General features: G+C 39.0%; 26 protein-coding genes and 1 tRNA gene. 11 read left to right on the plus strand and 16 right to left on the minus strand.

Annotated elements, in window-relative coordinates; translation table 11 throughout:
• The first annotated feature begins 112 nt into the window (after window positions 1–112).
• On the plus strand, window positions 113–910 hold the full coding sequence (locus DSM106972_RS27935; RefSeq protein ID WP_127083749.1) for a DUF8832 domain-containing protein: 798 nt from the start codon (window positions 113–115) through the stop codon (window positions 908–910).
• 70 nt (window positions 911–980) lie between these two features.
• A complete protein-coding gene (locus DSM106972_RS27940) occupies window positions 981–2,174 on the plus strand; it encodes a sensor histidine kinase (protein ID WP_186538387.1) in 1,194 nt (397 codons plus the stop codon).
• Here the strand turns inward: DSM106972_RS27940 and DSM106972_RS27945 are convergent.
• Window positions 2,164–2,571, minus strand: a complete 408-nt coding sequence (locus DSM106972_RS27945) for a C6orf136 family protein (protein ID WP_127083750.1) — start codon at window positions 2,569–2,571, stop codon at window positions 2,164–2,166. The genes DSM106972_RS27940 and DSM106972_RS27945 overlap by 11 nt on opposite strands.
• A 64-nt stretch (window positions 2,572–2,635) precedes the next feature.
• Window positions 2,636–3,760, minus strand: a complete 1,125-nt coding sequence (locus DSM106972_RS27950) for a glycoside hydrolase family 10-like protein (RefSeq protein WP_127083751.1) — start codon at window positions 3,758–3,760, stop codon at window positions 2,636–2,638.
• 81 nt (window positions 3,761–3,841) lie between these two features.
• Between DSM106972_RS27950 and DSM106972_RS27955 the strand changes: the two genes are divergently transcribed.
• Together DSM106972_RS27955 and DSM106972_RS27960 are read left to right on the plus strand one after the other, a co-directional pair.
• Window positions 3,842–4,705, plus strand: coding sequence for an alpha/beta fold hydrolase (locus DSM106972_RS27955; RefSeq protein WP_127083752.1), 864 nt, complete (start codon window positions 3,842–3,844; stop codon window positions 4,703–4,705).
• Between the two features lie 429 nt (window positions 4,706–5,134).
• Window positions 5,135–5,590: a pentapeptide repeat-containing protein gene (locus DSM106972_RS27960; protein WP_127083753.1), complete on the plus strand. Its 456-nt coding sequence runs from the start codon at window positions 5,135–5,137 to the stop codon at window positions 5,588–5,590.
• Between the two features lie 50 nt (window positions 5,591–5,640).
• Here DSM106972_RS27960 and DSM106972_RS27965 read toward each other — a convergent pair whose 3' ends face one another.
• On the minus strand, window positions 5,641–7,002 hold the full coding sequence (locus DSM106972_RS27965; RefSeq protein ID WP_127083754.1) for a pentapeptide repeat-containing protein: 1,362 nt from the start codon (window positions 7,000–7,002) through the stop codon (window positions 5,641–5,643).
• 169 nt (window positions 7,003–7,171) lie between these two features.
• Window positions 7,172–7,762 (minus strand): leucyl/phenylalanyl-tRNA--protein transferase, encoded by a 591-nt coding sequence (aat, locus tag DSM106972_RS27970; protein ID WP_127083755.1) that lies wholly within the window; start codon window positions 7,760–7,762, stop codon window positions 7,172–7,174.
• Window positions 7,763–7,806: 44 nt separating this feature from the next.
• On the opposite strand from aat, the gene DSM106972_RS27975 reads away from it, so the two are divergent.
• The gene (locus DSM106972_RS27975) at window positions 7,807–8,139 is read left to right on the plus strand and encodes a DUF8822 family protein (RefSeq protein WP_019492172.1); all 333 of its coding nucleotides are present in this window, start codon (window positions 7,807–7,809) and stop codon (window positions 8,137–8,139) included.
• Between the two features lie 67 nt (window positions 8,140–8,206).
• Here the strand turns inward: DSM106972_RS27975 and rpsN are convergent, their stop codons facing one another.
• The 5 genes from rpsN to DSM106972_RS28000 form a co-directional block, all read right to left on the minus strand.
• Window positions 8,207–8,509 carry a 30S ribosomal protein S14 gene (gene rpsN / locus DSM106972_RS27980; RefSeq protein ID WP_026093156.1) on the minus strand — a complete coding sequence of 101 codons (303 nt, stop codon included), beginning with the start codon at window positions 8,507–8,509 and terminating at the stop codon, window positions 8,207–8,209.
• A 96-nt stretch (window positions 8,510–8,605) separates the two neighbouring features.
• Entirely contained in the window at window positions 8,606–9,277 is a 672-nt protein-coding gene (gene nth, locus DSM106972_RS27985; RefSeq protein WP_186538388.1) for an endonuclease III, read from the minus strand.
• Window positions 9,274–10,341 carry an RIP metalloprotease RseP gene (gene rseP, locus DSM106972_RS27990; protein ID WP_127083757.1) on the minus strand — a complete coding sequence of 356 codons (1,068 nt, stop codon included), beginning with the start codon at window positions 10,339–10,341 and terminating at the stop codon, window positions 9,274–9,276. Before rseP ends, nth begins: the two co-directional genes overlap by 4 nt.
• Before the next feature lie 126 nt (window positions 10,342–10,467).
• Window positions 10,468–11,748, minus strand: coding sequence for a serine--tRNA ligase (gene serS, locus DSM106972_RS27995; RefSeq protein WP_127083758.1), 1,281 nt, complete (start codon window positions 11,746–11,748; stop codon window positions 10,468–10,470).
• Between the two features lie 110 nt (window positions 11,749–11,858).
• Window positions 11,859–12,419, minus strand: coding sequence for a DUF3611 family protein (locus DSM106972_RS28000; RefSeq protein ID WP_026093157.1), 561 nt, complete (start codon window positions 12,417–12,419; stop codon window positions 11,859–11,861).
• Window positions 12,420–13,003: 584 nt separating this feature from the next.
• Between DSM106972_RS28000 and DSM106972_RS28005 the strand changes: the two genes are divergently transcribed.
• Both DSM106972_RS28005 and DSM106972_RS28010 read left to right on the plus strand, forming a co-directional pair.
• Complete coding sequence (locus DSM106972_RS28005; RefSeq protein WP_019492178.1) at window positions 13,004–13,351, plus strand: PadR family transcriptional regulator; 348 nt, start codon at window positions 13,004–13,006, stop codon at window positions 13,349–13,351.
• A gap of 56 nt (window positions 13,352–13,407) precedes the next feature.
• Window positions 13,408–13,935 (plus strand): cofactor assembly of complex C subunit B, encoded by a 528-nt coding sequence (locus DSM106972_RS28010; protein ID WP_127083759.1) that lies wholly within the window; start codon window positions 13,408–13,410, stop codon window positions 13,933–13,935.
• 396 nt (window positions 13,936–14,331) lie between these two features.
• Here DSM106972_RS28010 and DSM106972_RS28015 read toward each other — a convergent pair whose 3' ends face one another.
• Window positions 14,332–14,649, minus strand: a complete 318-nt coding sequence (locus DSM106972_RS28015; RefSeq protein WP_127083760.1) for a DUF3155 domain-containing protein — start codon at window positions 14,647–14,649, stop codon at window positions 14,332–14,334.
• Between the two features lie 317 nt (window positions 14,650–14,966).
• Between DSM106972_RS28015 and DSM106972_RS28020 the strand changes: the two genes are divergently transcribed.
• On the plus strand, window positions 14,967–16,271 hold the full coding sequence (locus DSM106972_RS28020; protein WP_127083761.1) for a sensor histidine kinase: 1,305 nt from the start codon (window positions 14,967–14,969) through the stop codon (window positions 16,269–16,271).
• Window positions 16,272–16,294: 23 nt separating this feature from the next.
• Here DSM106972_RS28020 and DSM106972_RS28025 read toward each other — a convergent pair whose 3' ends face one another.
• The 6 genes from DSM106972_RS28025 to DSM106972_RS28050 form a co-directional block, all read right to left on the minus strand.
• A complete protein-coding gene (locus tag DSM106972_RS28025; RefSeq protein ID WP_127083762.1) occupies window positions 16,295–17,548 on the minus strand; it encodes an S-layer homology domain-containing protein in 1,254 nt (417 codons plus the stop codon).
• 409 nt (window positions 17,549–17,957) lie between these two features.
• Window positions 17,958–18,647 carry a conjugal transfer protein TrbI gene (locus tag DSM106972_RS28030; RefSeq protein ID WP_127083763.1) on the minus strand — a complete coding sequence of 230 codons (690 nt, stop codon included), beginning with the start codon at window positions 18,645–18,647 and terminating at the stop codon, window positions 17,958–17,960.
• Between the two features lie 183 nt (window positions 18,648–18,830).
• Complete coding sequence (locus tag DSM106972_RS28035) at window positions 18,831–19,235, minus strand: hypothetical protein (protein ID WP_127083764.1); 405 nt, start codon at window positions 19,233–19,235, stop codon at window positions 18,831–18,833.
• Between the two features lie 100 nt (window positions 19,236–19,335).
• Complete coding sequence (locus tag DSM106972_RS28040; protein WP_186538389.1) at window positions 19,336–19,599, minus strand: hypothetical protein; 264 nt, start codon at window positions 19,597–19,599, stop codon at window positions 19,336–19,338.
• A 284-nt stretch (window positions 19,600–19,883) separates the two neighbouring features.
• Window positions 19,884–21,398 (minus strand): hypothetical protein, encoded by a 1,515-nt coding sequence (locus DSM106972_RS28045; protein WP_127083765.1) that lies wholly within the window; start codon window positions 21,396–21,398, stop codon window positions 19,884–19,886.
• Window positions 21,399–21,750: 352 nt separating this feature from the next.
• Window positions 21,751–21,824 (minus strand) — tRNA-Arg (locus tag DSM106972_RS28050).
• 291 nt (window positions 21,825–22,115) lie between these two features.
• Here DSM106972_RS28050 and DSM106972_RS28055 point away from each other — a divergent pair.
• The 3 genes from DSM106972_RS28055 (at window position 22,116) to DSM106972_RS28065 (ending at window position 24,834) form a co-directional block, all read left to right on the plus strand.
• Entirely contained in the window at window positions 22,116–22,775 is a 660-nt protein-coding gene (locus tag DSM106972_RS28055; protein WP_127083766.1) for an Npun_F0813 family protein, read from the plus strand.
• Between the two features lie 131 nt (window positions 22,776–22,906).
• On the plus strand, window positions 22,907–23,785 hold the full coding sequence (locus tag DSM106972_RS28060; RefSeq protein WP_127083767.1) for a hypothetical protein: 879 nt from the start codon (window positions 22,907–22,909) through the stop codon (window positions 23,783–23,785).
• Window positions 23,786–23,799: 14 nt separating this feature from the next.
• Entirely contained in the window at window positions 23,800–24,834 is a 1,035-nt protein-coding gene (locus DSM106972_RS28065) for a transposase (RefSeq protein ID WP_127083768.1), read from the plus strand.
• Window positions 24,835–24,863: the final 29 nt, after the last annotated feature.

The raw sequence follows: 24,863 nt of genomic DNA on the forward strand, positions 1-24,863 counted from the left end.
TAATAAAAACAACGATTTCGCTTAGAAACCGGGTTTCTCAGTACCGATTTGAAAATTTATGTGTAATGATGTTGCATGTTGTATTTAATACATTTAGCGACAGTAATTAATTATGAATTTAGTCTTGAAAACTAGTTTATTAGGGATATTTTTACTAACTTCAAGTTGTTCATCACCACAAAAGGATGTAAAGCAAGAAACCAGTACGAGCAATAATCAATCAACCCAAACAGAACAAGTAAAAGAAGTAAAATCAACTAAAGCGGTACCCTTAGCAGTCAAAGTTCCAGATAAACCAAAAGCTACTACTACAAACTCAGTAAAATCAACAAACTCATCTAATAAGCAAATGCATTTGGTGGTAGTCAGTGATGACTTGCGGTTCTTCCAACATGAAACACCAACATATAAATCAAGAAAGTTTGAAGTTAACCCCGACTTCCCGGCGCCTGGGAACTATACTGTATTTAGCGATTATGATAAACAGCTTACAATTCAAAAAATCAAGATTCCAGGGGATGTCCCTTTACCCACCGAACTTGAAAAATTTAGTAATACAAAAACATTATCTAATACAAAAATAACACTCTTAGCGCCGGAATCAAATCTTAAATCGGGACAACAGGTAAATTTAAGATTTGACTTGCAGGATACGAAAAATAAACAACCAGTAAAATTACAACCGTATCCAAATCAAAAAACGCTCGGTAATGCACGTTTATTTATAGTTCGCAGTTCATCACCACTCAAAACTACAGACTATATACCAGCAACGTTGCTCCAAGACTCACCCGACGGTCAAATTAGCTTTGCGTCAAGTTTTCCTCAAAAAGGAACTTATAAGCTTTGGTTACAATTTAACCGCAATAGCAAGGTCAACACGGCTGATTTTTGGGTGGATGTGAAATAATTACTTCCAAAGGTAGATTTGCTTTGTAGCAATAACGTTGTATCCACTTGTAAAAAGGTGGAGCATTAACGTGGACTTACAAAACTTACACAATTTTTTCTACTCAGGTAATTTTATCCCACATGGGCATTGTTACTTGTGGAAGCCTGAGTTGGTATCGCTGCATATGCTATCAGATGTACTAATTGCATTGTCTTACTATTCAATACCCATAACGCTTGTGTATTTTATTCGTAAGCGTAAAGATATTCCGTTTCAGAATATTTTTCTACTGTTCGGCGCCTTTATTATTTCGTGTGGTACAACTCATATTATGGAGGTATGGACATTATGGCATCCTGACTACTGGTTCGCAGGCGCCTTAAAAGCACTAACAGCATTAATATCGTTCTATACAGCTTTAACTTTGATACCTTTAGTACCAAGAGCATTAGCTCTACCAAGTCCTGCACAGCTTGAAACTACGAACCAAGCTTTGATGATGGAGATTATAGAGCGTAAACGTGTAGAGCAGGAATTGCGTCAGTATAAAGAACATTTAGAGGAAATTGTTCAAACTCGTACTGTTGAGTTAGAGTCAGCAAACGCACAGCTTAGAAGTGCCAATCAAGAGTTGAACGATTTTGCTTATGTAGTATCGCACGATTTGAAGGCGCCGTTACGAGGAATTACTTCACTATCTGAGTGGTTGTTAGCTGACTATGGTGAAGAGTTCGACGAAGAAGGCAAAAAGATGGTTAATTTAATGATTAGTCGAGTTCAACGACTACATCAATTAATCGATGATATTTTAAAGTATTCACGAGTCGGACGTGCAAAGGTTGAGAAGAAAGATGTAAACTTAAATAAAGTTGTATCTGAGTTAGTTGAAGTTTTAAGTATACCCGAAAATATTAAAGTTGAGATTCCTAATCAATTACCGACTATTAAATGCGATAAAACCAGGATTGAGCAGCTTTTTCAAAATTTGATTACTAATGCAATAAAATTTATTGATAAGCCAGAAGGGTTAATTAAGATTAGTTATGTGGATGCTCCCGAATATTATAAGTTTAGTGTGGCTGATAATGGGATAGGGATAGAATCACAGCATTTTGAGAAGATATTTCAATTGTTTCAAAAATTAACTAGTTTACAAGATTCTGATAGTACGGGTGTTGGGTTAGCTTTGGTTAAGAAGATTGTGGAATTACATGATGGAAAAGTTTGGGTTGAGTCTGAGGTAGGGGTGGGGAGTAATTTTGTATTTACAATTAAGAAGTAGGTTTTTGGAAGAATTGTTTTAAGATTTCACTTGGTTCTCTGTCCCATGTGTCTATGTGTTCGTATATTAGTTGATTTTGGTTGAGTTTATATGTTGAGTAACCGTTGAAATATAATTTGGGTTGCCAGGGTAGACGAAGAGTTCCTCGTACCGTCCAGTTTGCGATAATGGTTTTTTCGTCGGATGGTGCGATGTTGTGTAAGTCGAAGTGGATGTCGGTGAAGAATAAGCGTGCGTGGAATCGCAGTGTCCAGTATACTATTCGGTAGTTCGGTTTGCCTTTGAATTTGTTTACTGGGTCTTTAAATAAGATATCTTGAGTGTAGATGTCGTAGGTTATATCTTTTTGAAATAGTGTGGGTAAATCTTGGTTTAGGGTTTCTATGATTTTTTGCATGTTTTATGTATGAACCACAAAGGACACAAAGAACGCAAAGGAAGAAAGAAGGAAGAAAAGAGGTTTATTTGAACAATTCTTGTATTTTTTGCCACCAGGTTATGTTGGTGTTATATTTTGGTTTGGTTAGGTCTGATATCGTTGGGAATGTTGCTGATTTATTATAGAAGTGTTTTTTAAGGAGTTTTGCTAGTTGGTTATTATTTGCTCGTAGTCCTTCGTAGAAGAAGAGTACTTCTCCGTTAATGCCGCTAGAACGATTGTAGTCGATTTTTTTGATTAATAGGTCTGGACTAATTATATATGAGCCTAGTTTAGTTAGTATACCCGGCGCCATTCTTTGTAAGGCGCCTTTGAATTGTTGGGTTGTTGTGTCTACTATAGTTTTGTAGCTGTTGATGTCACGTCGATATATTTGGGGGTTGATTATATCGACTATGTTTTGTTGTAACCAAGTGGGAGTGTCTTGTAAGTATTCTTTGTATGCCCAATCATGTATGTTGGGTGAGATGGAAATTATTAAGTTGGGGTTGACTGCTTTGATTTGATGGTAGAGTGATGCCCAAAATTGAGTTAATATATCCGCACGCCAGTTTAACCATTGGGTATCTTTGGGGTTGGATGGAGGGTTTTTACCAAATGCGGAATAATAACGTTGTTGTGTTACTGCGTCGTATCCACCCTCACACGGAAATGCTGGTAAACGGTCATCTCCCTGGATACCATCAATATCATAGTTATTTACAACTTCGAGAATAAGGTTGGACATAAAAGCTTGTACGTTGGGGTCAAGTGCGTTTAACCATTCAAAACCGTTTTTCTTGAGTAAATTTCCTTGTATATCTCGTGCAGTCCATTCAGGTTTTTTCGCAAGCAACATCCCACCGTTGAGATTATACGAACTCGCAAACCCATATTCAAACCACGGTATCACTTTCAACCCAACACTATGTGCAGCTTCTATCACCTCAGCTAGAGGGTCACGTCCAATACATAGCGAACTAATCTCAACACCAAACGTTTTTTGCATAACTTGACTTGGATATTGAGTTGCAGCTTTATTCCACACCACAGGGAAAACCACATTAAAACCAGTTTCAGCCAAAAACTCCATCGCCTCAACTATATTATCCCGTGAGTTGAGAACAGTACTATCAGTAGTCGTTAACCAAACTCCACGTATCTCCATACTTTAGATATCAACCCATAGAAGTAGGATTTTAACTATAAAACAAGAAAAAATAACAAATAACCACTTCAGGACAGAAACATGAATAACTGGCGCCACGAATATATAATTACTAATGGTGTGAGACTGCACTACGTCACCCAAGGGGAAGGACCTTTAATGCTCATGCTACATGGATTTCCAGAGTTTTGGTACTCTTGGCGCCATCAAATACCCGAATTTGCCAAATACTATAAGGTCGTAGCACTGGACTTACGCGGTTACAACGATAGCGATAAGCCAAAAGCACAGTCTGCTTATGCTATGGATGAACTAGTAAAAGATATAGAAGGAGTAATTAAAGGACTAGGATATAACAAGTGTACGCTCGTAGGACATGATTGGGGTGGCGCCATCGCCTGGAATTTTGCTTATAAACATCCAGACATGTTAGACAAGTTAATAGTTCTCAACCTTCCACATCCTGCAAAATTTGCTGAAGGGTTACGCACACCTCAACAGATACAGCGTAGTTGGTATGTGTTTTTCTTTCAACTGCCTTTGTTACCAGAACTGTTTGTTCAGTCTAATGACTACCAGTTTATCGAAACCGCTATCAAAGGTATGGCTGTTGATAAAAGTGCTTTTAGTCAAGCTGATATTGACGCTTATAAAGACGCAGCAGCTAAACGCGGCGCCTTAACTGCTACGATTAATTATTACCGCAATGCTTTTCAACCAAAGACTTTTAATCAAAGTTTGGGTGTATTAGAAGTACCCACACTTATGATATGGGGTGAAAAAGATGACGCTTTGGGTAAAGAACTAACTTATGGTACCGAAGCGTATGTCAGAGACTTCCAAATTAAGTACATTACTAATTGTAGCCACTGGGTACAGCAAGAACAGCCCAGCTTGGTAAATCAGTATATGCGAGATTTTCTCGGTGTTGCTGCTTTTGTTTGAATAATCAAAACGGTGCCTTATTACTCTACTTCTACATAAGGCGCCTATATCTAAAGTCATAAATTTATATAACTTTATAATTATTACATTTTGACTCTATTATATTATTAAGAAATTTGTAATTATCTCAGTATAAATACTTGTCAATATAACGATGATAAAATCATAATCATGAAGAGAACTAATTATTATTGTTAAGAATATTTAAATAATTCTTTAAGAGTAATTAATTCAAATGAGTAGAAAGAAGCTCTATTGCTTACGGGGATTGGGTTTACAGATGAGAAGAATAGAGAATTGTCAAATTTTTTCCATGAGAAAAATATGGACAGTTTGTTAACTGAACTAATGACCTGAAAAGAAAAAGGTGCGATAATGAATCCGTGAGGAAAAAACGAAAGCATTATTTTTGATGCACGGGGGATTATTATGAAAATGAAATTATTTGCGGCTGTGGTTCTAGCGACTCCCCTATTTTTAGCTGGTACAGTAAGCGCGCAGAGTTCAAACCAGTTACAACAACTATTACAAACTGGTGAATGTATTAAATGTAATTTAGTAGGGGTTGACTTAAAAGGTGCCCACTTAATTGGCGCCGACTTACGTGGTGCTAATTTAAAAGGAGCAGACTTAAGTAAAGCTAACTTAGAAGGCGCCGATTTAACAGGGGCGAACCTAGAAGGTGCTAATCTAACTTCAGCTTTTGTTACAAACGTTAATTTTAAACAAGCTGACCTCGATAAGGTTAACTTTTCGCAAGCGATAATTCACAACGCTAACGTTTATCAGGCATCGATGAACGATATGAATATCAGTGATGCTGATATCTATGGTACTGGTATCGGTGTTGGTGGTGAAGACGCTGTAATTCCAGATTGGGATTAATTATATTTCTTGTAGCACAGGCATCCAAGAGCCTGTGCATTGATTGTAAGCTAATTAAATGTACTTGATAAAGGACTGAAGAATCGGGCGAATTCTCCGGGTTTGAATGTTTCCTCCCAGTTGGCAGGTAAACGTTGGGGGTTGGGGTTTTCTTTTGTTGGTACGCGCATAAATATATATTCGCACTCGGCGCCTTCAAGTTGGGTTTGAGGTGTTATACCCCAGTTGTCGATATAGGCGCCTGTAAGGGTTGCGGTGCGAAAGTCTGTATTATCGACTTGGGAGCGCATTAAATTTGCTCTCATTAAATTGGCGTTGCGTAAGTCGCTGTTGTTTAGTTTGGCGCCAACTAAGCTGGTATCTATCAAGTTTGCTGCACGCAAGTTTAAACCTTGCAAGTCCCAACCGTCAAAGTTTTGGTTGTGGAGGTCTTTGTGGATTACGATTTTTCTAATTGTTGGATTTGCAAGATAACTTTTACCTACGACTGCTTGGTTTAGCTTTTTAACTTCAAACCAACAGGTACGTGTTAAATTAGCTCTCAGAAAGTTGGCGTTTTTGACTGAAGCGCGAGTAAAGTCAGCATCGGTAAGATTTGAGTCTTGAAAATTGGTACCATAACGAGTAACTGTTGATAAAGCTAAGTTACGAATTGCACTTTGTTTTTCGTCTTCAAATAAGGCACGACAACCGACATAAGCAGATAGTAGAATTACAATTACGGCAATTGCAACAGCAACTCCTCCAGCAAGTGGATTAACTCTTGCTGCCATTACAGCCATGATTCCAGAAAGTGCTGCTGCAATAGAAATGGCAATAGTAACGGCAATCATACCAGCTATGGTACCAGCAAGTGCTACGGCGCCTGCTATTGTAACGGTACCAAGAATTGTTGCGACAACTCCTACGGCGCCTGTAACAATGACAGCTACAACTTGCGCTAATTCCATTGCTCCAGCATGTGCAGTACCACCTGCCCATGTAACTGCGACTATTCCAGCCCATCCAACTGCTGCAAGTCCAGCACACGTTACCGATAATGCCATAAATCCAAATGCAGCACTAACTCCTCGAAATAGAGTGATGAGAAAGAATATTAGTAATACAGCTAAACTAATAATACCGACATAAAGGTTTTCACGATTGGTATCGAGTAATAAAATTCCGACTAATGAGCCACCTATTGCTGAAAGTAAACCAGATAAAGCCGAAAGTAGTAACGCAGTGAATATTAAGACAAGGCAAGAGCGTTTTTGTAGTCCGCATTTAGCGTGACTAAAGTTTGCACCTTCTAAATTAGCATTACTAAAGTCTACACCTCGGATATTGGAGTAAGAAAAGTCGGCGCCACTAAGGTCTTTGCCTTTAAAGGATTTACCTCTGAGCTTCGCACGGCGATAATCTTGAGCCATGTAAATTTACAACAGAGTTGGAACAATCAAAATACGTTTGTAGGATAACACTTTACAAACATATTTTTGCTAGTGTAACCTTTTATAAAGACCTTCTTATTTATTAAAATTTAATGTAGGGTGCGTGACGCTATGAAGAAACTTCAACGTAGCGACAAGACATGTAGCGTCATGCACCAACTTGTGATAAAAAAGAACAATTAGCTTGTAAAGCTTTTTCGAGTAAACGCTGGTATTCTTTATCTTTGATACGATAGGCGCCAAATCTTTCGAGGTGTGGGTTCATCATTTGGGCATCGAATAATACAAATGAGCGTGCTTGTAAGTGTTGTACAAGTTTGACCATTGCGACTTTAGACCCATCTGGAATATTGAAGAACATTGACTCACCAATAAAGGCGCCGTTGATAACAATACCTAAGATACCACCAGCGAGTTCCGAGCCGAGCCAAGTTTCATAGCTATATGCCCAACCTGCTTGATTGAGGTTTAAGTACACATCTTTTAACTCGTCAGAAATCCAAGTAGTATCTCGGTTCGCACAGCCTTCTACTACCGCTGGAAAATTTCGGTTAATTGCTACACTGAATGTATCTTTGTTCAAAACTCGACGTAGAGACTTCGGATAACGGAAGCGTTCATCAAGAGGAATAAGAGTACGGTCACGACTTTGGTACCAACCCAGGTGATTATCATCATCAGCCATGAGAAAATAGCCTTGAGCGTAACCGTGAATAATACTATCAACGTCGTACTGCATAAGAATAGTAGTCTTCTAATAAAAAATAGCTATATGCAATCCTTATGACAGAACCAATTCCAGCTATAACTTTATTACCTGCTTCTGACCCAATACAAGAAGGTCGTTGGCTACAACAAAATTTACATCAATGGCTTGATAGTCAGTTTATCCCTGAAGCGGTGAACCAAAAAATCGCGGAGCGGGCAGCGCAAATCTTTATACGTCAACGTATGGAAGGGGAAAATGACCTCGGTTCTTTGGTTTTAGCAATTGTAACCGAGATGCAGGCGTTTGATTTTTCTAAAAGTTTCTATGGAGAGTTTGCTATTGCTAATGCAGTCAGCGATATTCTCTTAGAAAGTTTAGGTATTGATAATAAATGTTGCGGACAGTAGATTTGGGATTTTAGATTTTGGATTTTAGATTGAATCCAAAATCGCAAATCTAAAATCTAAAATCGTTTTACCAGCTTGACTTTACGACACCTGGCAGTAAACCTTGGTGTGCCCATTCGCGTAATACGTTACGGGAAAGACCAAAATCACGATAATATCCTCTTGGGCGCCCTGTTACCCAGCAACGGTTATGCTGACGGGTGGGTGCGCTGTTACGAGGTAATTGTTGAATTTTACGGTGAATTTCCAACTTTTGTAGTGGGTTTTCGGTTGTTCTGAACTCATCAAGTAAAGCTTCACGCTTTGCTGCGTACTTCTCAACCATTTTCGTGCGCTTTTTCTCGCGCTCTATCATGCTCTTCTTTGCCATTACAGTCTCAAGATTAATTTTTTGACAGCATTCCCTATTGTATACATAAATTTGTGGGGACGCGATTAATCTATAGAGACGCGATTAATCGCGTCTCTACGTTGGGTTTGGTAATAATTTCTTTCCGGTGGGACATATTGGCGCCAGTTCACAAGCTTCACATGCGGGTTTTCTGGCTTTACATATTGCTCTACCATGATATATCAACCGTATTGACCAGTTTTCCCAGTCGTGTTGCGGTAATAATTTCATTAAGTCGCGTTCGATACGGATGGGATCTTCGTGTTTTGTAAAGCCTAGACGGTGACTAAGGCGGCTAACATGAGTATCAACTGTGACTCCGGCGTTAATACCAAATGCGTGTGCTAAAACAACGTTTGCCGTTTTTCTGGCAACTCCTGGCAGCTTTAATAAATCATCCATTCGATTGGGCACTTGCGAATTGAAGTCTTGAACTATCATTCGACAGGCACCTTGGATGTTTTTTGATTTGTTACGAAAAAAGCCTGTGGTTCTCACTAATTCTTCAATTTCCGCGATGTCAGCTTCTGCCATACTTTTGGCATCTGGAAAACGGGCAAATAAAGCTGGTGTGACTTTATTTACACGCTCGTCTGTACATTGTGCTGATAGAATTGTGGCTACCAGCAGTTGTACAGGGGTTGAATAGTTTAAAGAACAGGTCGCGTCTGGGTATAAACGATTTAAGCGGACGAGTACTTCGTGTGCCCGTTGTTTTTTAGATGACCGATTGCGAGTAAGGTTCACTGGAACAATGCTTCTTTGACAATTAGAAAAATGCCTAATCCTAAAAGTAACACTAAACCTGTTTGCATAACACCATCTTGAATACGGGTAGGTAAAGGTTTACCACGTAATCCTTCAATTAACAAAAATGCTAGTTGTCCACCATCTAAAGCTGGTAAAGGCAAAATGTTGATGATGGCTAAGTTGATGCTAATAAGTGCTGCGAAGGTGAACAAGTTACCCGCATCGTTTTGAGCGATATTGGCGCCCATCTTGACAATTTTGACAGGGCCTGCTACTTGTCCGGCAGTTTCACCGAATTTAGTAACTAGCTGTCCAAAACCTTGAACGATGCCAAAAAATATCTGCTGGTAACGATTTGCGGCGATACTCAAAATTTCAGCGATATTTCCGGTGTGGCGATAAATGGGTTTACCGTTGGGTGAGATAAGTTTAATCCCAATTATGCCGTTACCATCCTTATCAGCTTCGGGAGTCAGTTTAAAACTGAGTTGTTCTTGTTCGCGCTGAATTTTTACATTTAACTCTTGATTAGCACGAGTTTGAATTTGTTGTCTAAGTACGGACAATGCCTCTTTAGAAGCAGGAATTTCCTGATTATTAACTGCCAGAATAATGTCACCGTCTCTAATACCCGCTTGGTAAGCAATAGATGTTTCCGAAGCTGGCTGGACTATGGCGCCGGGTTGAAAGTTAAAACCTTCAGGCACTCCAACAATTCCAAACTGTAAAGCTAGTAATAAGTAAGCAAATATTAAATTGGCGATTACACCCGCACTGATAACAATCGCCCGGTCTAAAATTGGACGGTTACGCAGCAAATTTGGGTCTTGGGGAGGGATATCGCTATCCGGGTCATCATCTGGAAACCCGACGAAACCGCCTAACGGGAAAGCACGAACTGCATACTCGGTTTCCGGGCCTTGGTATTTCCAGACTACTGGTCCAAAGCCTAACGAAAAGCGGTTAACATAAATGCCTTGTGACCTTGCTGCTATAAAATGACCTAGTTCATGAACCAGGATTAAAACAGCTAAGACTGCGATTGCCGCTAAAAATGACATAGAGTGAACTTTAATTAATCTTTTAGGACGCTATGTTTCCATTCTAAAGCCAGTAACTAGCTCTCACCTCTACAGAATGTATTAATTAGGGCAACAGATGATGAGCGGATGTAACGGATAGGCGTTTTAAAGCACTTCGCGTCCTAGATATGGTTGTAAAGCTTCGGGAATCCGTACAGTACCATTAGCTTGTTGGTAGTTTTCTAAAATAGCTGCCATTGTTCTGCCAATAGCTAAACCTGAACCATTAAGTGTGTGAATATAAGAGGTTCCTTTTTTTCCAGCTTCTTTAAAACGAATGTCTCCACGTCTTGCTTGGAAGTCCATAAAGTTGGAGCAACTGGAAATTTCGCGGTATTTTTCAGAGGAAGGTAGCCAAACTTCTAAATCATAGGTTTTTGCCGCACCAAAACCTAAATCACCCGTGCATAACTCTATAACGCGGTAGGGTAATTTCAATGCTTGTAATATAGCTTCGGCGTTGCCTACTAATTTTTCGAGTTCTTCAAACGAAGTACTAGGATTTACGAATTTAACAAGTTCAACTTTGTTAAATTGATGTAAACGTATTAAACCTCGCATATCGCGTCCATAGCTTCCTGCTTCACGTCGAAAACAGGGGGTATAAGCGCAGTGATATATGGGTAAATTTTCTGCTGCTAAGATTTCTCCTCGATAAAGGTTTGTGACGGGTACTTCTGCTGTTGGTATGAGCCATAAGTCATCTGCTGCACACTTAAAGCTTTCTTCTGCAAATTTTGGCAGTTGTCCTGTTGCTGTTAGTGATTCGGTATTAACTAAAATTGGTGGAATTACTTCTATGTATCCGGCGCCTATTTGAGTGTTAAGCATAAATTGTATCAATGCTCGTTCTAATGCGGCGCCTGCTCCAACAAGTGTAATAAAGCGGCTTTGAGCTACTTTTACCGCCCGTTCAACATTCATTATGCCGAGTTTATCAGCAATTTCCCAGTGAGGAATAATACTTTTGTTTTGAGGTATATACTCAGTACCCCATTTTCGGACTTCTACATTTTCATCTTCATTTTTGCCAACAGGTGTAGATTGACTGGGCAAATTCGGGAGTGCGAGTAGAAATTCTTGGATTCTATCTTTTATTTCTTTTTCTTGTGGTTCTAATGAACTAATTTGTTCTTTAACAGATTTGCCTTCTTCTTTTAACGTAGCGATTTCAGTAGATGACGGGTTGGAACCTGCTTTAATTTTTTGTGGAATTAATGCGGCAATCTCGTTTCCGCGTGCTTGAAGTTGATTTCGGGTTGCTTCGAGTTCGCGTTGCTGTTTATCTAATTCTAGTATGGGTTGAATATCAAAATTACCGCCGCGCGTGTTTAACCGCTGCTGTACTAATTCAGGATTTTCGCGTATTTGCTTGATATCTAGCACAAGTTTTCTCTAGCTCTAACTATCTAAATAATTAATATCGTATTGCCAATACACCACCATATATTAATTTTGGCTTCATATGACGCAAATAAAGTATAGTACATCGCAATTTATTTTGTAATTCGATTTAGTAACCAGATTGACCCAATTAGTCCAGCAAAGTGTGCGGAAACTGTATTGGTATTGGCTTGGACTACAAATATATCTAGTGGTTGTATAACTCGACTAGGGTCAAGCTGGGTGATGACACCTGGTTGGGTTGATGTTAAAGCTTTGGTTAGTAGTACACCTACAATAGCCTGGGCGCCGACAAGTGTTAGCAAAATACCTACTAAATGTACGATTAAGCCTAAACGCACAACTTGAACCGTTTCTAATTTACGAGGACGGTTATTGGAGTTTGGAGAGTCAAGTCGTCTACCAATTTGAACATATCGAAAAGAAATAAAAATACCTACACCCAAGGCAACGAGTCCACTAATGGCAAAAAATACACCTAGTCCAGCGCCTGTGTTAGGAGATGCATTTGCTGGTCTTGGACTAATGCTGGCAAATAGTAAAATGCCGCCAGAAACAACACCTAGAACTAATTGTGCCCAAAAAGTAATCCAACCGATACGGCGGAAAAGTTGTGCAATTGCGCGCAGTTGAGAATCGTATTTTTCTGTCATAGCTTCTATTGCGCTATATAATGCGCGGTCACTTTCGTCTACTATCACATATCACATTACGAAAATTCTTTCTAGATTACTTAAATACAATGTTTCAGTATTATACGGAAATCAAAATGTATAAATAGGTATAAATTTGATATTACAAACTCCAACGATTACTGATTTTTAGCTGATTTTTGGAACAGTGTTGCTTTCGGTAATCACTGTCATAGAAAGTGATTGTTAAGTTTTACAATAAATATTGCATTTTACCTTTAAAATATCTTGAGTGGCATTTTATGCTTAAGCAGTCCTAATAGACCTGGCGTCACTTAACACAAAGGTAACGGCATCTGCTGTTACTAGTACCGCTCCTCACCACACAAGATGCTCGCGTTGATTAAGGCTCTGTTTTACAGTGTCTTAAGGACTGTCTCTCCCATCCCATGATAGTCAGCATGGGAGTTGTATGTATCGGAAACTTAGTGGCATTTTACCCTAAGTAACGTTATATACTTACATAATCAGGGGGTAGCACTATATACTGACTAGCATAACTCGTATGCTTAACCCTCAGGCATTTTTATAGCCATTCACCAACCATGAAACTAGAGGATATATATCAGTTTTTTGACAATCCTCCGCCAACTTACTTGTGCCAAGAACTTGCGGTATGCTACATTTTATCAGTTTTGCTTAACGAGGGAGAATCTTACGGTACTGAGTTAATCCAGAAACTAGAAAACGAATACCCAACTTATCGACTTTCAGACACTGTACTATATAGTGCAATTAAATTCTTGGAAGACGAAAAGGCAATTACTGGTTACTGGAAAAAGCTCGAAGGGCGAGGTCGTCCTAGACGGATGTACCAAATTTCTCCCGAATGGCAGGAACACGCAAATTCGTTAGCCCAGCTATGGCAAAAGTATATCAAGGAGAGGTCTTAATTGACGAATAATTGATAATGAATAAATCGTCTCTAATCTGAACCTGACTGCTTGTTATGGATAGTGCAATTCTGCCATCGACGTTGATGCTAACGATACTTTTACTGGTTGGGCAATTTTTTTTCATCCGTGCCTCGACTAAAGACCGTACCGAAACAGCACAACTAACTTCAAAGCAACTTGAAGCAATACTTTTGCCGCAGTTGAAGGAATATTTCCAAGCGCGGTCTTACCGGGTGGCAGCGGTAGACCCGGGCCAAAACCAAGTTACCTTTGAAGGTTTTGTCCGACCTAGCCTGTTTTTAGCAGTGTTCCTAACGCTTCTATCTACTGTCGGTACATTATGCCTTGCCTTGGTTTTGTCGCAGCTTTTTCCGAACATCGGCGCCCTCAGTTTGGGGTTGCTGCTTCTCGCGCCTTTAAGTGGATTATTTTATTGGAGAAAAGCTGGAAGGCTTGAGAAAGTTTTGCTTCGGGTTGAACCGACATCAAGCAATGAAACTTTCTCAAGCCGAATAACTGTAGTTGCTCATCGTGATGAAATTATCCAGTTACGAGAGGCACTACAGTTAGAAGATATTTGAATAAATAGTGTTTCCCAGATTTTACTCGTTCAGATTGTTTAGGCAAGTGCTTAATTTAATCGTCTCGACAAACCTGTGAAAATTACCAGTGCAAAGCAAATATGATTCTCCATGATGTTACATCGTGGAGAATCAATTGTACTTACGGTAGAATGGCACCATTATATAACGATAGCGATTTGGGCAACGTTCATAAAGGCGATTATTTCACCCGTTGTAGCTCTTACATTAGTCACTTTGAGGCTTTCGGGGTGTTAACACAATTGTAATATGGCTGGCAAGCGAGCTACATAATTAAGAAAAAATAAATTTTTAAATAAAGGTCGCCTCTTTGCCAGTTAATTATTGTCAATGACCAAAAATATCAACTGTCCTTGACATTTGGTAATTGATTTTTTATCTACCTGCGATAGCCAGTACCTCCTGCCCCAAAGGAGGCTCCAATGTTCTCAGGCTAGGAAATAGAAAATGATTCTCTTCAACGTACTGAGCACCGAACAAACCTTTTTCAGCCCAAAAGTATCGATCTGTAGTATGTTCGTTACGCTTTACGAGTAACAAAGCAGGTGGCAGAATACCTTCGGTTTGTATGAACCTTCTGGCTGCCGTTACAGGTTTCTCCTCACCGCTGTCGATGCTATATTGAGGCACGTGCTCAAGAATTCGCCGTCCTTCCTGGCGCCTACGGCTCTTCCGCTTGCGTCTCCTTGCCAAGCTAAATTCCTCCTCTTTCAAGCAAAAAGATTGTAGTTATAGCTACAAAATCCGTCGTAATTATAAAATTTATAAATTAAAAAATCAACTGTTTTTAAGTAAATGATACAACTCTTTAGGACAAGGCGTAAAACTTTTTTAGTAGAATGTCCAAAAATAATACCAAAGCAGGTTGATAAATTGAGATTGATAACAAAAATATCGTAGGAGTGAAGGTGTAACCTATGCCTGGGTCAGTTAACACAATAATCCGGAGAGCGTTATTATTGTTAAGTACCTTTGTGGCTTGGAGCGTAATTGCCAAGCAGTAGCTAAAAATGTTAATGTCCGCCAGTACGGAGTTTATTGCTCTGGTAAGGGAGCAGATGGCGCTGTTGGCCCAAGGGCTGGGAGCCTCTTTGAGTATTTTATATTTGACTACTGAACTTGTTGAAGCCCATGTAACTGAGGCAAAATTAGTTCCTGTGGTGATTTTCCCCGAAACAGCAGCGATAATCGGCGCCGATACAAACGAGGATGATTTAAACACTTTTAGTTCTTTAGTACGGAATAATGCAACAGATAGTAGTACAATTGATAGTACTAAAAATGTGAATGCGATTTTTCTACCTAATATAGATAATATAGATAACCAGTTGGTTTTGCCGTTGGTTCATGAAAATATGATGTTGGGCGTTTTAGTGACAACATGTACTCTTGGAAGAATGTGGAATGAACAAGAGCGAGGCGAAATTAAACGGGTTGTACAAACGCTGGCAATAGCGTGCATTTTAGACCAGAAACGAGCCTGGTTGCATTCTCAGTTACATTCGTCTCAAATTATTCAGGAAAAACAACAAGATCTACTAGATAGCTTGTTACATCAATTTCGTAACCCATTAACTGCATTACGAACTTTTGGCAAATTATTAATGAAGCGGTTGCAACCAGGAGATAAAAATCGTGAGGTTGCGACATCGATTGTGCGTGAAAGCGACCGTTTGCAAGAATTGCTTCAGAAATTTGATGAAGTGATTGATTTAAGAGCTTCTGAATTTGCTCCTTTGTTACAGTCTAATAAACAATTACAAGCTTCGGCGCCTTCATCAAATTCACCAAGAAGAGCATTATTATTACCTGGTTCTGATGAACTAGAAACTGATTGCGATGTTAAAGATATACTTTTACCACTATTAGACTCTGCAAATGCCATTGCTGCAGAGCGAGGTTTACAGTTAATTAGTAATATACCAAGTCAGTTACCTTTGTTACGAGCGTCGAGTAAAGCATTGCGCGAAGTTTTCAGCAATATTATTGATAATGCTTTGAAATATACTCCTAGTGGAGGAAAAGTTTTAGTTGAAGCGGGGCTTTTTAAGGGGAATATGCAAGGAGTAGAGATTAGTGATACGGGTCCAGGTATTCCACAACAAGATTTAGAGCATCTTGGTGAACGTCATTACCGAGGGGTGCAAGCACAAACAGATATTCCGGGAACAGGATTAGGTATTTCTATTGCTCAACAGTTAATAGAGCAAATGCAGGGCGAAATTCAAGTAATAAGCCCTGCAATTAATTCAGTAATTAAATCGTCCGACATTGTAGGAACCACTTTTATTGTATGGTTGCCAGTTGCTTCGTAAGTTGGGGGTACTGCCCATCTTACTTATTTGAGGGAAATCTGCAAGTTTTGACCGATAGTCATTTGGAGGTCGGTGTCGGGGTCGATAACAATTAGGTCAACGCTCTTTCTACCAAAGAAGGCGCCGATTAAACCACCAATTGCTGCACCACCAAGAACTTCTTCTGTTGCAATAGCGCGGTCACCAGTTACGGCAGAAACTGCTGCTGCTGCTCCGGCGCCTAATGCTGCATTTTTAAGTGCAGAACCAATACGACTACCTTTTTCGATTCTTTGAGTTTTAGTGATTGTTTCAGACTGAGCAGTAATTTTATATTCTTGACCAGTAGTAGTTACTAACTTGTCTGCTATAAATTGTGAACCTTTTGTACCTTTAACTGGTTTAAGTTGACCAATAACTTGGCTACCCGCTGGAATTACAATTGTTCCTTTATCGGTGACTACGTTTTGAGCAACTGTTAAAGTTAAAGGCGCCGTTTCATCTTGAGTAACAAGAATTTTTTCTGCTTTGTCATATTTAACTGGAATTGTAGTACCTTGAGGAATTACAACAGCGACAGGAGGTTTTTCAACTTCGTTAAGTGCGACAATATATGGCGAGTTGATGGCAGCAACCTGATTAGTACTAACTAATGCTTGATAAATAAATGCTGCTACTTGAGCGCGGGTTGCTACTTGCTCAGGGTTAAGGAACTGAACATTAGGATAGTTAACTACAATTCGGTTTTCTGTTGCTGCTGCAATTGGTGAGCGAGCATAATTCGCAATATTTGTAGAATCGTTAAAGGTTTGTAGTGTGGTTTCAACGTTACCTTGAGGACTAAATTCTAAGCCATTAGCTAGTGAAACTAATACTTGTTGGCGAGGAATTTGTTCTTCTGGAGCGAAACGATTGTTAGGATACCCAGACAAAAACCCTGTAGTGTAAGCTCGTTGAATTGCACTACTCGCCCAGTAATTGCTGCGTACATCTGTAAATGTTGTACCTTGACGAACTGAATTTTTCGGGAAAGCTTTGTTTATCATCGCGGCAAATTGAGCGCGCGTTACTGGAGCTTGTGGACGGAATGAACCATCAGGGAATCCAGCGATAATATTTCGTTGCGCTAATTGTTGAATGAACTGCGCTGCCCAATAATCGGACTGCACATCAGTAAATGTAGTTGCTGTTTGAGCGAATGATGGTGCTGATACGACCATTGGGGCAATTGTACCTGCGGTAATACCCATAGCCATGAATGCTGCCATACCCGATGATAAACGATTTCTGTATGCCATTTTTTTATTTCTCCTCAACACTTTTTGCTTTTGTTTGTTAGTTAATTTGACTTTCTTGGGGTTTGAATGTTCCAAATTTTACGCTAATTTCAGTAATATCATTTAGATGTAATTATTTAATGAAGTACTGAATATATAAATACCAAACCTGCTTATTAAAGACATTAAAAAATCCCCTAGAAACCGGGTTTCTTTTCCAATATCTGTAATGAAAATGAAAATTTTACATAGAAACCCGGTTTCTAAGACTCTTTTCTGAGCCTGATGTATTGAATGACGCAGTATAAAAAAAATAGTTGCATAGCTATTAAAAAAATTTTGAGCTTATACCAATAATTAAGCGGTCGTCTCTGTTGAGTACGACCGCTGCTTTCTAGGGATGTTAAAAGTCACGTGCGCTTTTGAGGTGTTATCTGTTGTTTAAAGATACAGTCAACGGACCAGTTAGTCTTAACGTCAAGTCTCTTTGTGTATCTATAGATATTACTTCTGCATTGTTACGACGTAGTAAGATACTTGCTAAGGCGCCTGCACCACCACCAGCTAATAACTCGCCAATTTCAATCTTTCTGTTACCTGTAATCAATCCGATAATAGCACCGGCGCCTGCACCATATGCCGCATCTGTGAGAATTTGACCAGTATTAGAACTTTTTGTAATTTTCTCTGTACTAGTAACAATATTCGATTCTGCGTAGATTTGTTGCTTGCGTCCATTCGGGAACTCAATTTCGCGCGCGACAAATTGGGCGCCTTTTTGAGAGTTTCTATTAGCTGGCTGAACTTTACCTCTAATTTTACTGTCGCGAGGAATCAATACATTTCCTCTACTATCAGTAATGTTATTAGGTACTGTAAGGGTAATATCTACAGTTTCATCTTTGGATACAATAATTTTATCTTTTTCGTATGTAGTTGGAATTCTTGCTCCGGAACTAATTGTAATGTCACGGTTATAGTTACCACCGTTTCTTGGTTGCCCGATTCTATACTGAGCGTTAGCTGGTGACAATATAAATATAGGAGCAACTGTACCTGTGGTAATTGCCATTGCCATCATGGCAGCAGCACCAGATTTCCAACGGCGAAGGCTTTTCATGTTCAAGTTTCCTCAATTTTATGAGCGTTAAATTTATTGACGCGGAGGTACTGACGAAAGTTTCTAATATTTTTACAACCTGTCTTACGATATATATCTATTGAATGTATTTTTTGAGTAACTGCTAAGACGTAACTATTGTAAAGTTGTTCCAAAATATCAGAGCTAACTAGTTTATTTACTTTATTCAATTAGATAGCTATACCAACCAGTTTCACCGTCACTATTCTTTTGTGGTTGCAGCAGGCGCCATGTCTTGCCTTCCTTTTGTAACTGCATGTAAACTTCAAATGGCTTTTTAGGCTGCGTCAGTTCGCGCTCGCTCAGTTTTAACGATAAATCGTAAGTTCCTTTAACTATGTAAGCAGGTAAGGTGTTGATTGTTTTAGATTGTAGCTGTTTAATTGCTAGATGCTTAACGTTAAATCCTTTTACATCTAAATCTAACTGTAGCTCAAGCTGCTGTTGAGTCTGCTCTAGTTGAACTGCAATGGCTTTTTTGACCAATTTGTTTGTCGGTGTCAGTGGGTTACTGTTACATCCGCTTAGTAACACTACCATCACAGCTATTACAATTAACCGAACCATTATCACTGCTCCTTTTTTAAGACTTACCATCTTAATAATAAGGGAGAGGCGCCTGCCTAAATGGTTACTATTGTGGGCGCCTCTACTTTTTTGACAAAACTTAAGTGGTGTAGTAATTATTTAGGTCAATACCAAACTGAGCGAATGTTTCAGCGACTTTATCCCAATGTTCTTTTGGTGGCTTCTCGATTCCATAAGATTTACACCATTTATTTATTGCTTGTGGGGTAACACCGAATTTTTTAGCTAATTGATTCATTGGTATTTGCCGGACCATAACTTCCAATTCTTCTTTTGATGGTCTTTCGACTTTACGTCGTTTAATTCCTGCATCTGGATTCACTTTTCTTTGTCGCAAATCCACACCAAAGTCTTTATAAGTACGTTTTGATGCAGATTGCGTAAATTCTGTAAAGTCTTCCCACCAATAAAAAGGTTGAGTAGATAATGGTACTTTAGTGGTTATCTTACATCCAGCAAAACTAATCGATGGATCACAACTTTATCTAAATGGGGCAGATACAAAGCATAATAATCAAAATCATCAGGCTTATAAGGTTTGTAATGATTACGATTCTTATCTACCGCTTCTAAAAACCTAGGTAAACCTCGGCATAAGTCTACGGTGTAACTTGACGTCAAAATGTTTTAACGCTTTCGCTTGGAACATGCTCGACTTTTACTAGTATTACTACTAGCTACTCGCTCAACATGAACCTTGACCAAAACACTCCAGTTAGGAACATTGTAATAGTCATGCCTAGACACAACATCAACGCTTTGACGAATTAATTTATTGAGTTTAGACCAACCGCTCCACACATGTTTCCTCGAATTCACCTCAAGGTAAGTGTTTGTGGATGCGGGTAATTTCTCAGACAAATTCATTCCTCTTCTTGCAATGACTAAAGCTGCGGATATCTCGCTACTTAAGCCATACATTCGAGAGTATTTAACCAAACCAATTAAACTTGTATATGCCGGATTTTTTTTGTATAAAGCAATGCCACGATTTGAAAGAATACTTTCTAGCAATTGATATAGCTGACTGTAAGCAAATCCAGAAAGCATACGAGCATATCGCTTACCTTTCTCTCTTAATCTTTGTTTTTTAGCTGAAAAATCTAATTCTTCACATACAACAGGACTTGCATATTTACTGGCTAATTTCGCTAATTCTAGACACGCATCAACTAATTGTTGCTGATTTGAGTTACTCGATAAGCCAGTTAATAAAGGAATTGTGCCACTATCAAATAAATTACCATAGCTATCAACATAAGCCCAGCCGATAGATTTTGGATTAATATCTATTCCAATCGCACCGTATTGAATCGGTCTACTAACTGCTTTGATTGATTTAGGAGTAAATTGAACAGCTACTACCCAACGACCATTTTTTCGATAAAAATGCCAAGTTTTAGCTCCGAATGAAGGAAGTCTATTAATATTTCTATCAAAATTACCTATTTCTGTTTCAATATATTTACCAAATCTTGATTCTAAACAATAAGGTACTTTTAAACGAATTTTCGTACCATCATACTGACAAGATTGATTTCCAAAGGATTCATCTTTTGAACCAACTATAAATATTTCTGAACTTGAAACGCTGACTTTGATTGTCGCAACTTTTAAATCAGCTATTTTCTTTGACAACTGATAAATATAACGTTTTTTGTTATGAATCTGAAACTTTAAACCATGCCAGTTAGAGCGACCCGTCTCCAAATCACAGCATAGTGGTAAGTTGCATCCTGTTAAAGAGTTTTCCCAATTTTTCTGAGCGTAAAATTTCTGGCTATCAACTATTCTTTTTTCTGCATTTTTTAACCAAATTAGAGCAGACTTTAATTTACCTTCTAGCTGTTTAATATGGTTTAATCTACATTTTTTTGCTGAATCGACTTTAGCTAAAGCACTTGTAATAACTCCAGTCGCTTGCCTTTTATTTAGACTGTATTTGCTTTGTAAGTAAGTATTAAACTTGCTCTTGCCTTTTTGAAAATCTTTTTTGGACAAGATTACATTTACAGTTTCACTAACTGCCTGTTTAAATATGGTTGAAAAAGCATTTAAAAACATCTCGAACTCAGTAAAGCCAAGCTGGTTCATTTCCGACTCTGGCGTTGGCAATCCTTTCACATAGGTGAGTGTTACCATTTTCCGAATTTCTATAGTGCATTTATTTTTCCACCACTCTTGAATATATTCTATATTTTCGCTTGTGTCAAGATATTTTGTTCAACTTTTGGAATTTTTTTGATTACACTTATACCTTTATCTGTTGTGCTGACTCAATAGAGACGTATTTTTACTCTTATTTTTCGCTGATTGTAGTTGATTGAACCTAGGAAAACCTAGGTTATTTGACAACAGTATTTAACCCTTATTTTTTGTATGATGCTTCAATTTTTTTTAAACCAAACTTCTTATGTTGGTAAATCTACCATAAGTATGGTACGATATTACTAAATTAAGAAAGCTTCGCAAAGACTTTAAAATGCCTTTAAAATGAGCGTGGCAGGACTCGAACCTGCGGCAGATTGCTTAGAAGGCAATTACTCTATCCACCTGAGTTACACGCCCAGTCTACGTTACAATTATTTTATATCAATTTTTGAAAAAAAGCAATAGGGTTTTATAGATTTTAGTCCAGACTAAAATCTAGGTGTAAGATATATTGTTACTTATATAATCACAGGATAGCATTGATGAGGCGCCGGGTGAATAGTTAAGTTGAATAAAACTAAAAATATGCTAACTTGTATCCAGTATATTGATATACAAGACACAAAGTAAACGCAATTGGCTTTCAGAGTCAGTATGCTGTTTATAAAAAATAACAATGCCCCTGTCAGGAGTAGTGAAGCGTTTGTCATGTTCATTTTAAAGCGGCAGGATGTTGAAATATCAACCATTCAGCACCCAAAGCGCGACCAGCAGGTGCCCATTCTTTATTACCAGGGGCAAACTTTTCGGTTGATAAGTGTATTTAGAGCAAATCAAGAAGAAGAAGCCAAGGCATTATGGCGTGAGTTGACGGATAATCGAGGTAAAGCTTGTATTCTTCTCGAAGAACCAGACCGTTACAGCGTTTGGGGAAAAGTTCGTCTTGAGCAATTAGGTACAGAAACTGAAGATTCGACAAAGACGACGACTTTACTTGTAGCTAGTATTTTATTACTACAGTCGATACATATTGACATTGAAGAATTTCTAGGCGCCCGACAAGCCGTATTATTTGAAAAGGATATGGCAGAAGTGTGTAGACAAAAGCAATATCCCCAAGCATCTTCACCTGAGTTATTTAAATATTTGTTAAACGTCAACCCATTACAGGCAGCTCAATTGCCAACTTGGCAGGAAAATCATGTAGTTACGTTTTTACAGGAACTCCATCGGTTGGGCAAAGTTTATTTTGGGAACACAAACTTTGCTCATCCTGTTGTTGATAAATTACAAGAGATGTCAGAAAGTGACCGTTCGTTTTTTATAAGTTGGCTCAATCAATCACCTGTGAATAAAATTTGGCATTAGTCTTTAGTAGTTTTACTTAGGCTTAAGTTTGGGTAAAGCGAGTATATTGTGGGTTTAAGCGGTTTGAACTGCAAGCAGTGAATCAAACTGAGTTAAAAAAACTACAACATGCATAGCACAAATAAATTAGTATGAGTAACACTTATAAGAATTCGTATCCATCTACGCTGTTTTCAACCCAGAATATCGTATTAGCTAGTCTAGGTTGGGGTGTGCTGACGCTTTTGTACTTTCTGTTATTTAGCGCTGAGGTTCCTTCTAGTGACGGGAGTTTAAAGCGCGCGGATTGGTACATAATTGGTACAAATATTTTTGAAGCAGTGGCTTATCTTGGTGCAGGTGTTCTATGTTTAAGAAATTGGCGCAGCCAAGTTTTGGTGAGCAACCGCAATGTTTGGCTGTTGATGGGCATAGGTATGCTTTCTTTCTTTTTAGGAGGAGTATTCTTTGGCTACACAGAAATTGTTTTAAAGCAAGAGCCATTCCCTTCAATTGGCGATGTGTTTTTCGTGATTACCTATATAGTTGTGGGTTCCGCAATGATTTTAGCAGTGGCTTCGAGACGAATAAAACTAGAGTCTTGGCAATGGATTATCATAGCGATGATTGCTATATGTGGTAGTGCGCTTGCATGGTTAATATCAAATCAACCAGCAGGTGTAGAAAAAGACAAGGTTGAAGAGTGGGCAGTTCAAATTGCTCCGCTATTAAACTGGTTTTATGTGATTAGTGACGTGTTGTTATTAATCATTGCTACTGCTTTACTGCTAGCATTTTGGGGTGGGCGTGTTTCTTTATCTTGGCGAATGATTGCAGCCGCAGCATTTTCGCTATATATCGCAGATATGTGGCAAAAATACGCTACTACGTGGATACAAAATTATCAAAGTGGAGGGATACTAGAAGTGTTCTATGTATGGAGTGGAGTGTTATTTGGTATGGGTGCTGTCTTAGAATATGACGCATCTCTCAATCGTTCGCGGCGCGAACGTTCAAAAAAACGAGCCTAGATTTGGTATCTACCGTGAGAAAACTAACAGAGTCAGACAAACAAGAGATACTTAAGTGCTATCGCGAAAGTGCTGAAACAACTTCAACCTTAGCGGAGAAGTACGACGTTAGCAACTCAACAATTAGTCGTTTGCTAAAAAGTACTTTACCCGAAGATGAGTATGAGTACCTTGTTTCGCTTAAGCGAGCAGCGCGTACACCAGAAGGAAGAGCTACGGTAAGTTACGAAAATATCCCAGAGTTTAGCTTACAACCCGTAATTCCCGAACCTGTTGTAGAAGTTGAAAAACCAGCAACTCCTCGCAAAACTAAACTGCCTCCAGTAGCACTAAAAGAACCACAACCAGAGGTTCCGATGCCAACAGAAGCAATTGAAGGCGAAGTTGGGGTTCGCAGGGTACGTAAAAAACGCTCTTCCGCAGAACTAGAGGCGCCTCTTCCTGTTCGACCTGTTGCAAAACAGTTAGAACTGCTAGAAACAAAATCATCCAATGTACCTTCTTATGAAAATTCTCAATATCAGGAGGATATTCCAGAGGATATACGTGCTGATACAACAGCAATGCAGTTAGAGGCAACGCAAAACACTTTTGCTGAGATGTTTGGCGAGGAACTACTCGATGACCAAGGGGACGACCTAGATGATTTGGACGACCTCGATGATGAAGACGAGGACGACGATGAAGAATGGGAGGCGCCTCGACCATTAGTAACTCGACGTGGTGATAGCTTAGTTAGAGTTTTACCTCTATCAGCAGCTAGCTTACCTAGAACTTGTTATCTCGTTATCGACCGCGCCGCAGAACTAATCACCCGTCCATTGCGTGATTTTGGTGACTTAGGGCAAATACCTAACCCCGAAACCCAGCAACGTACCTTACCCATATTCGATAATCATAGAGTCGCCAAACGGTTTTCGACCAAACGCGACCGCGTGATTAAAGTTCCTGACAGCCGGATGTTGCACAAAGCCCGCTATCAATTACAAGCTAAAGGCATAACCCGCTTGTTAATCGACGGTCAGGTTTATTCATTATCCTCTGTGTAGTTATTAATCATTAGTCAGTACTCAATACG

Origin of the sequence: Dulcicalothrix desertica PCC 7102, assembly GCF_003991905.1 — a bacterium.
Taxonomy (GTDB): domain Bacteria; phylum Cyanobacteriota; class Cyanobacteriia; order Cyanobacteriales; family Nostocaceae; genus Dulcicalothrix; species Dulcicalothrix desertica.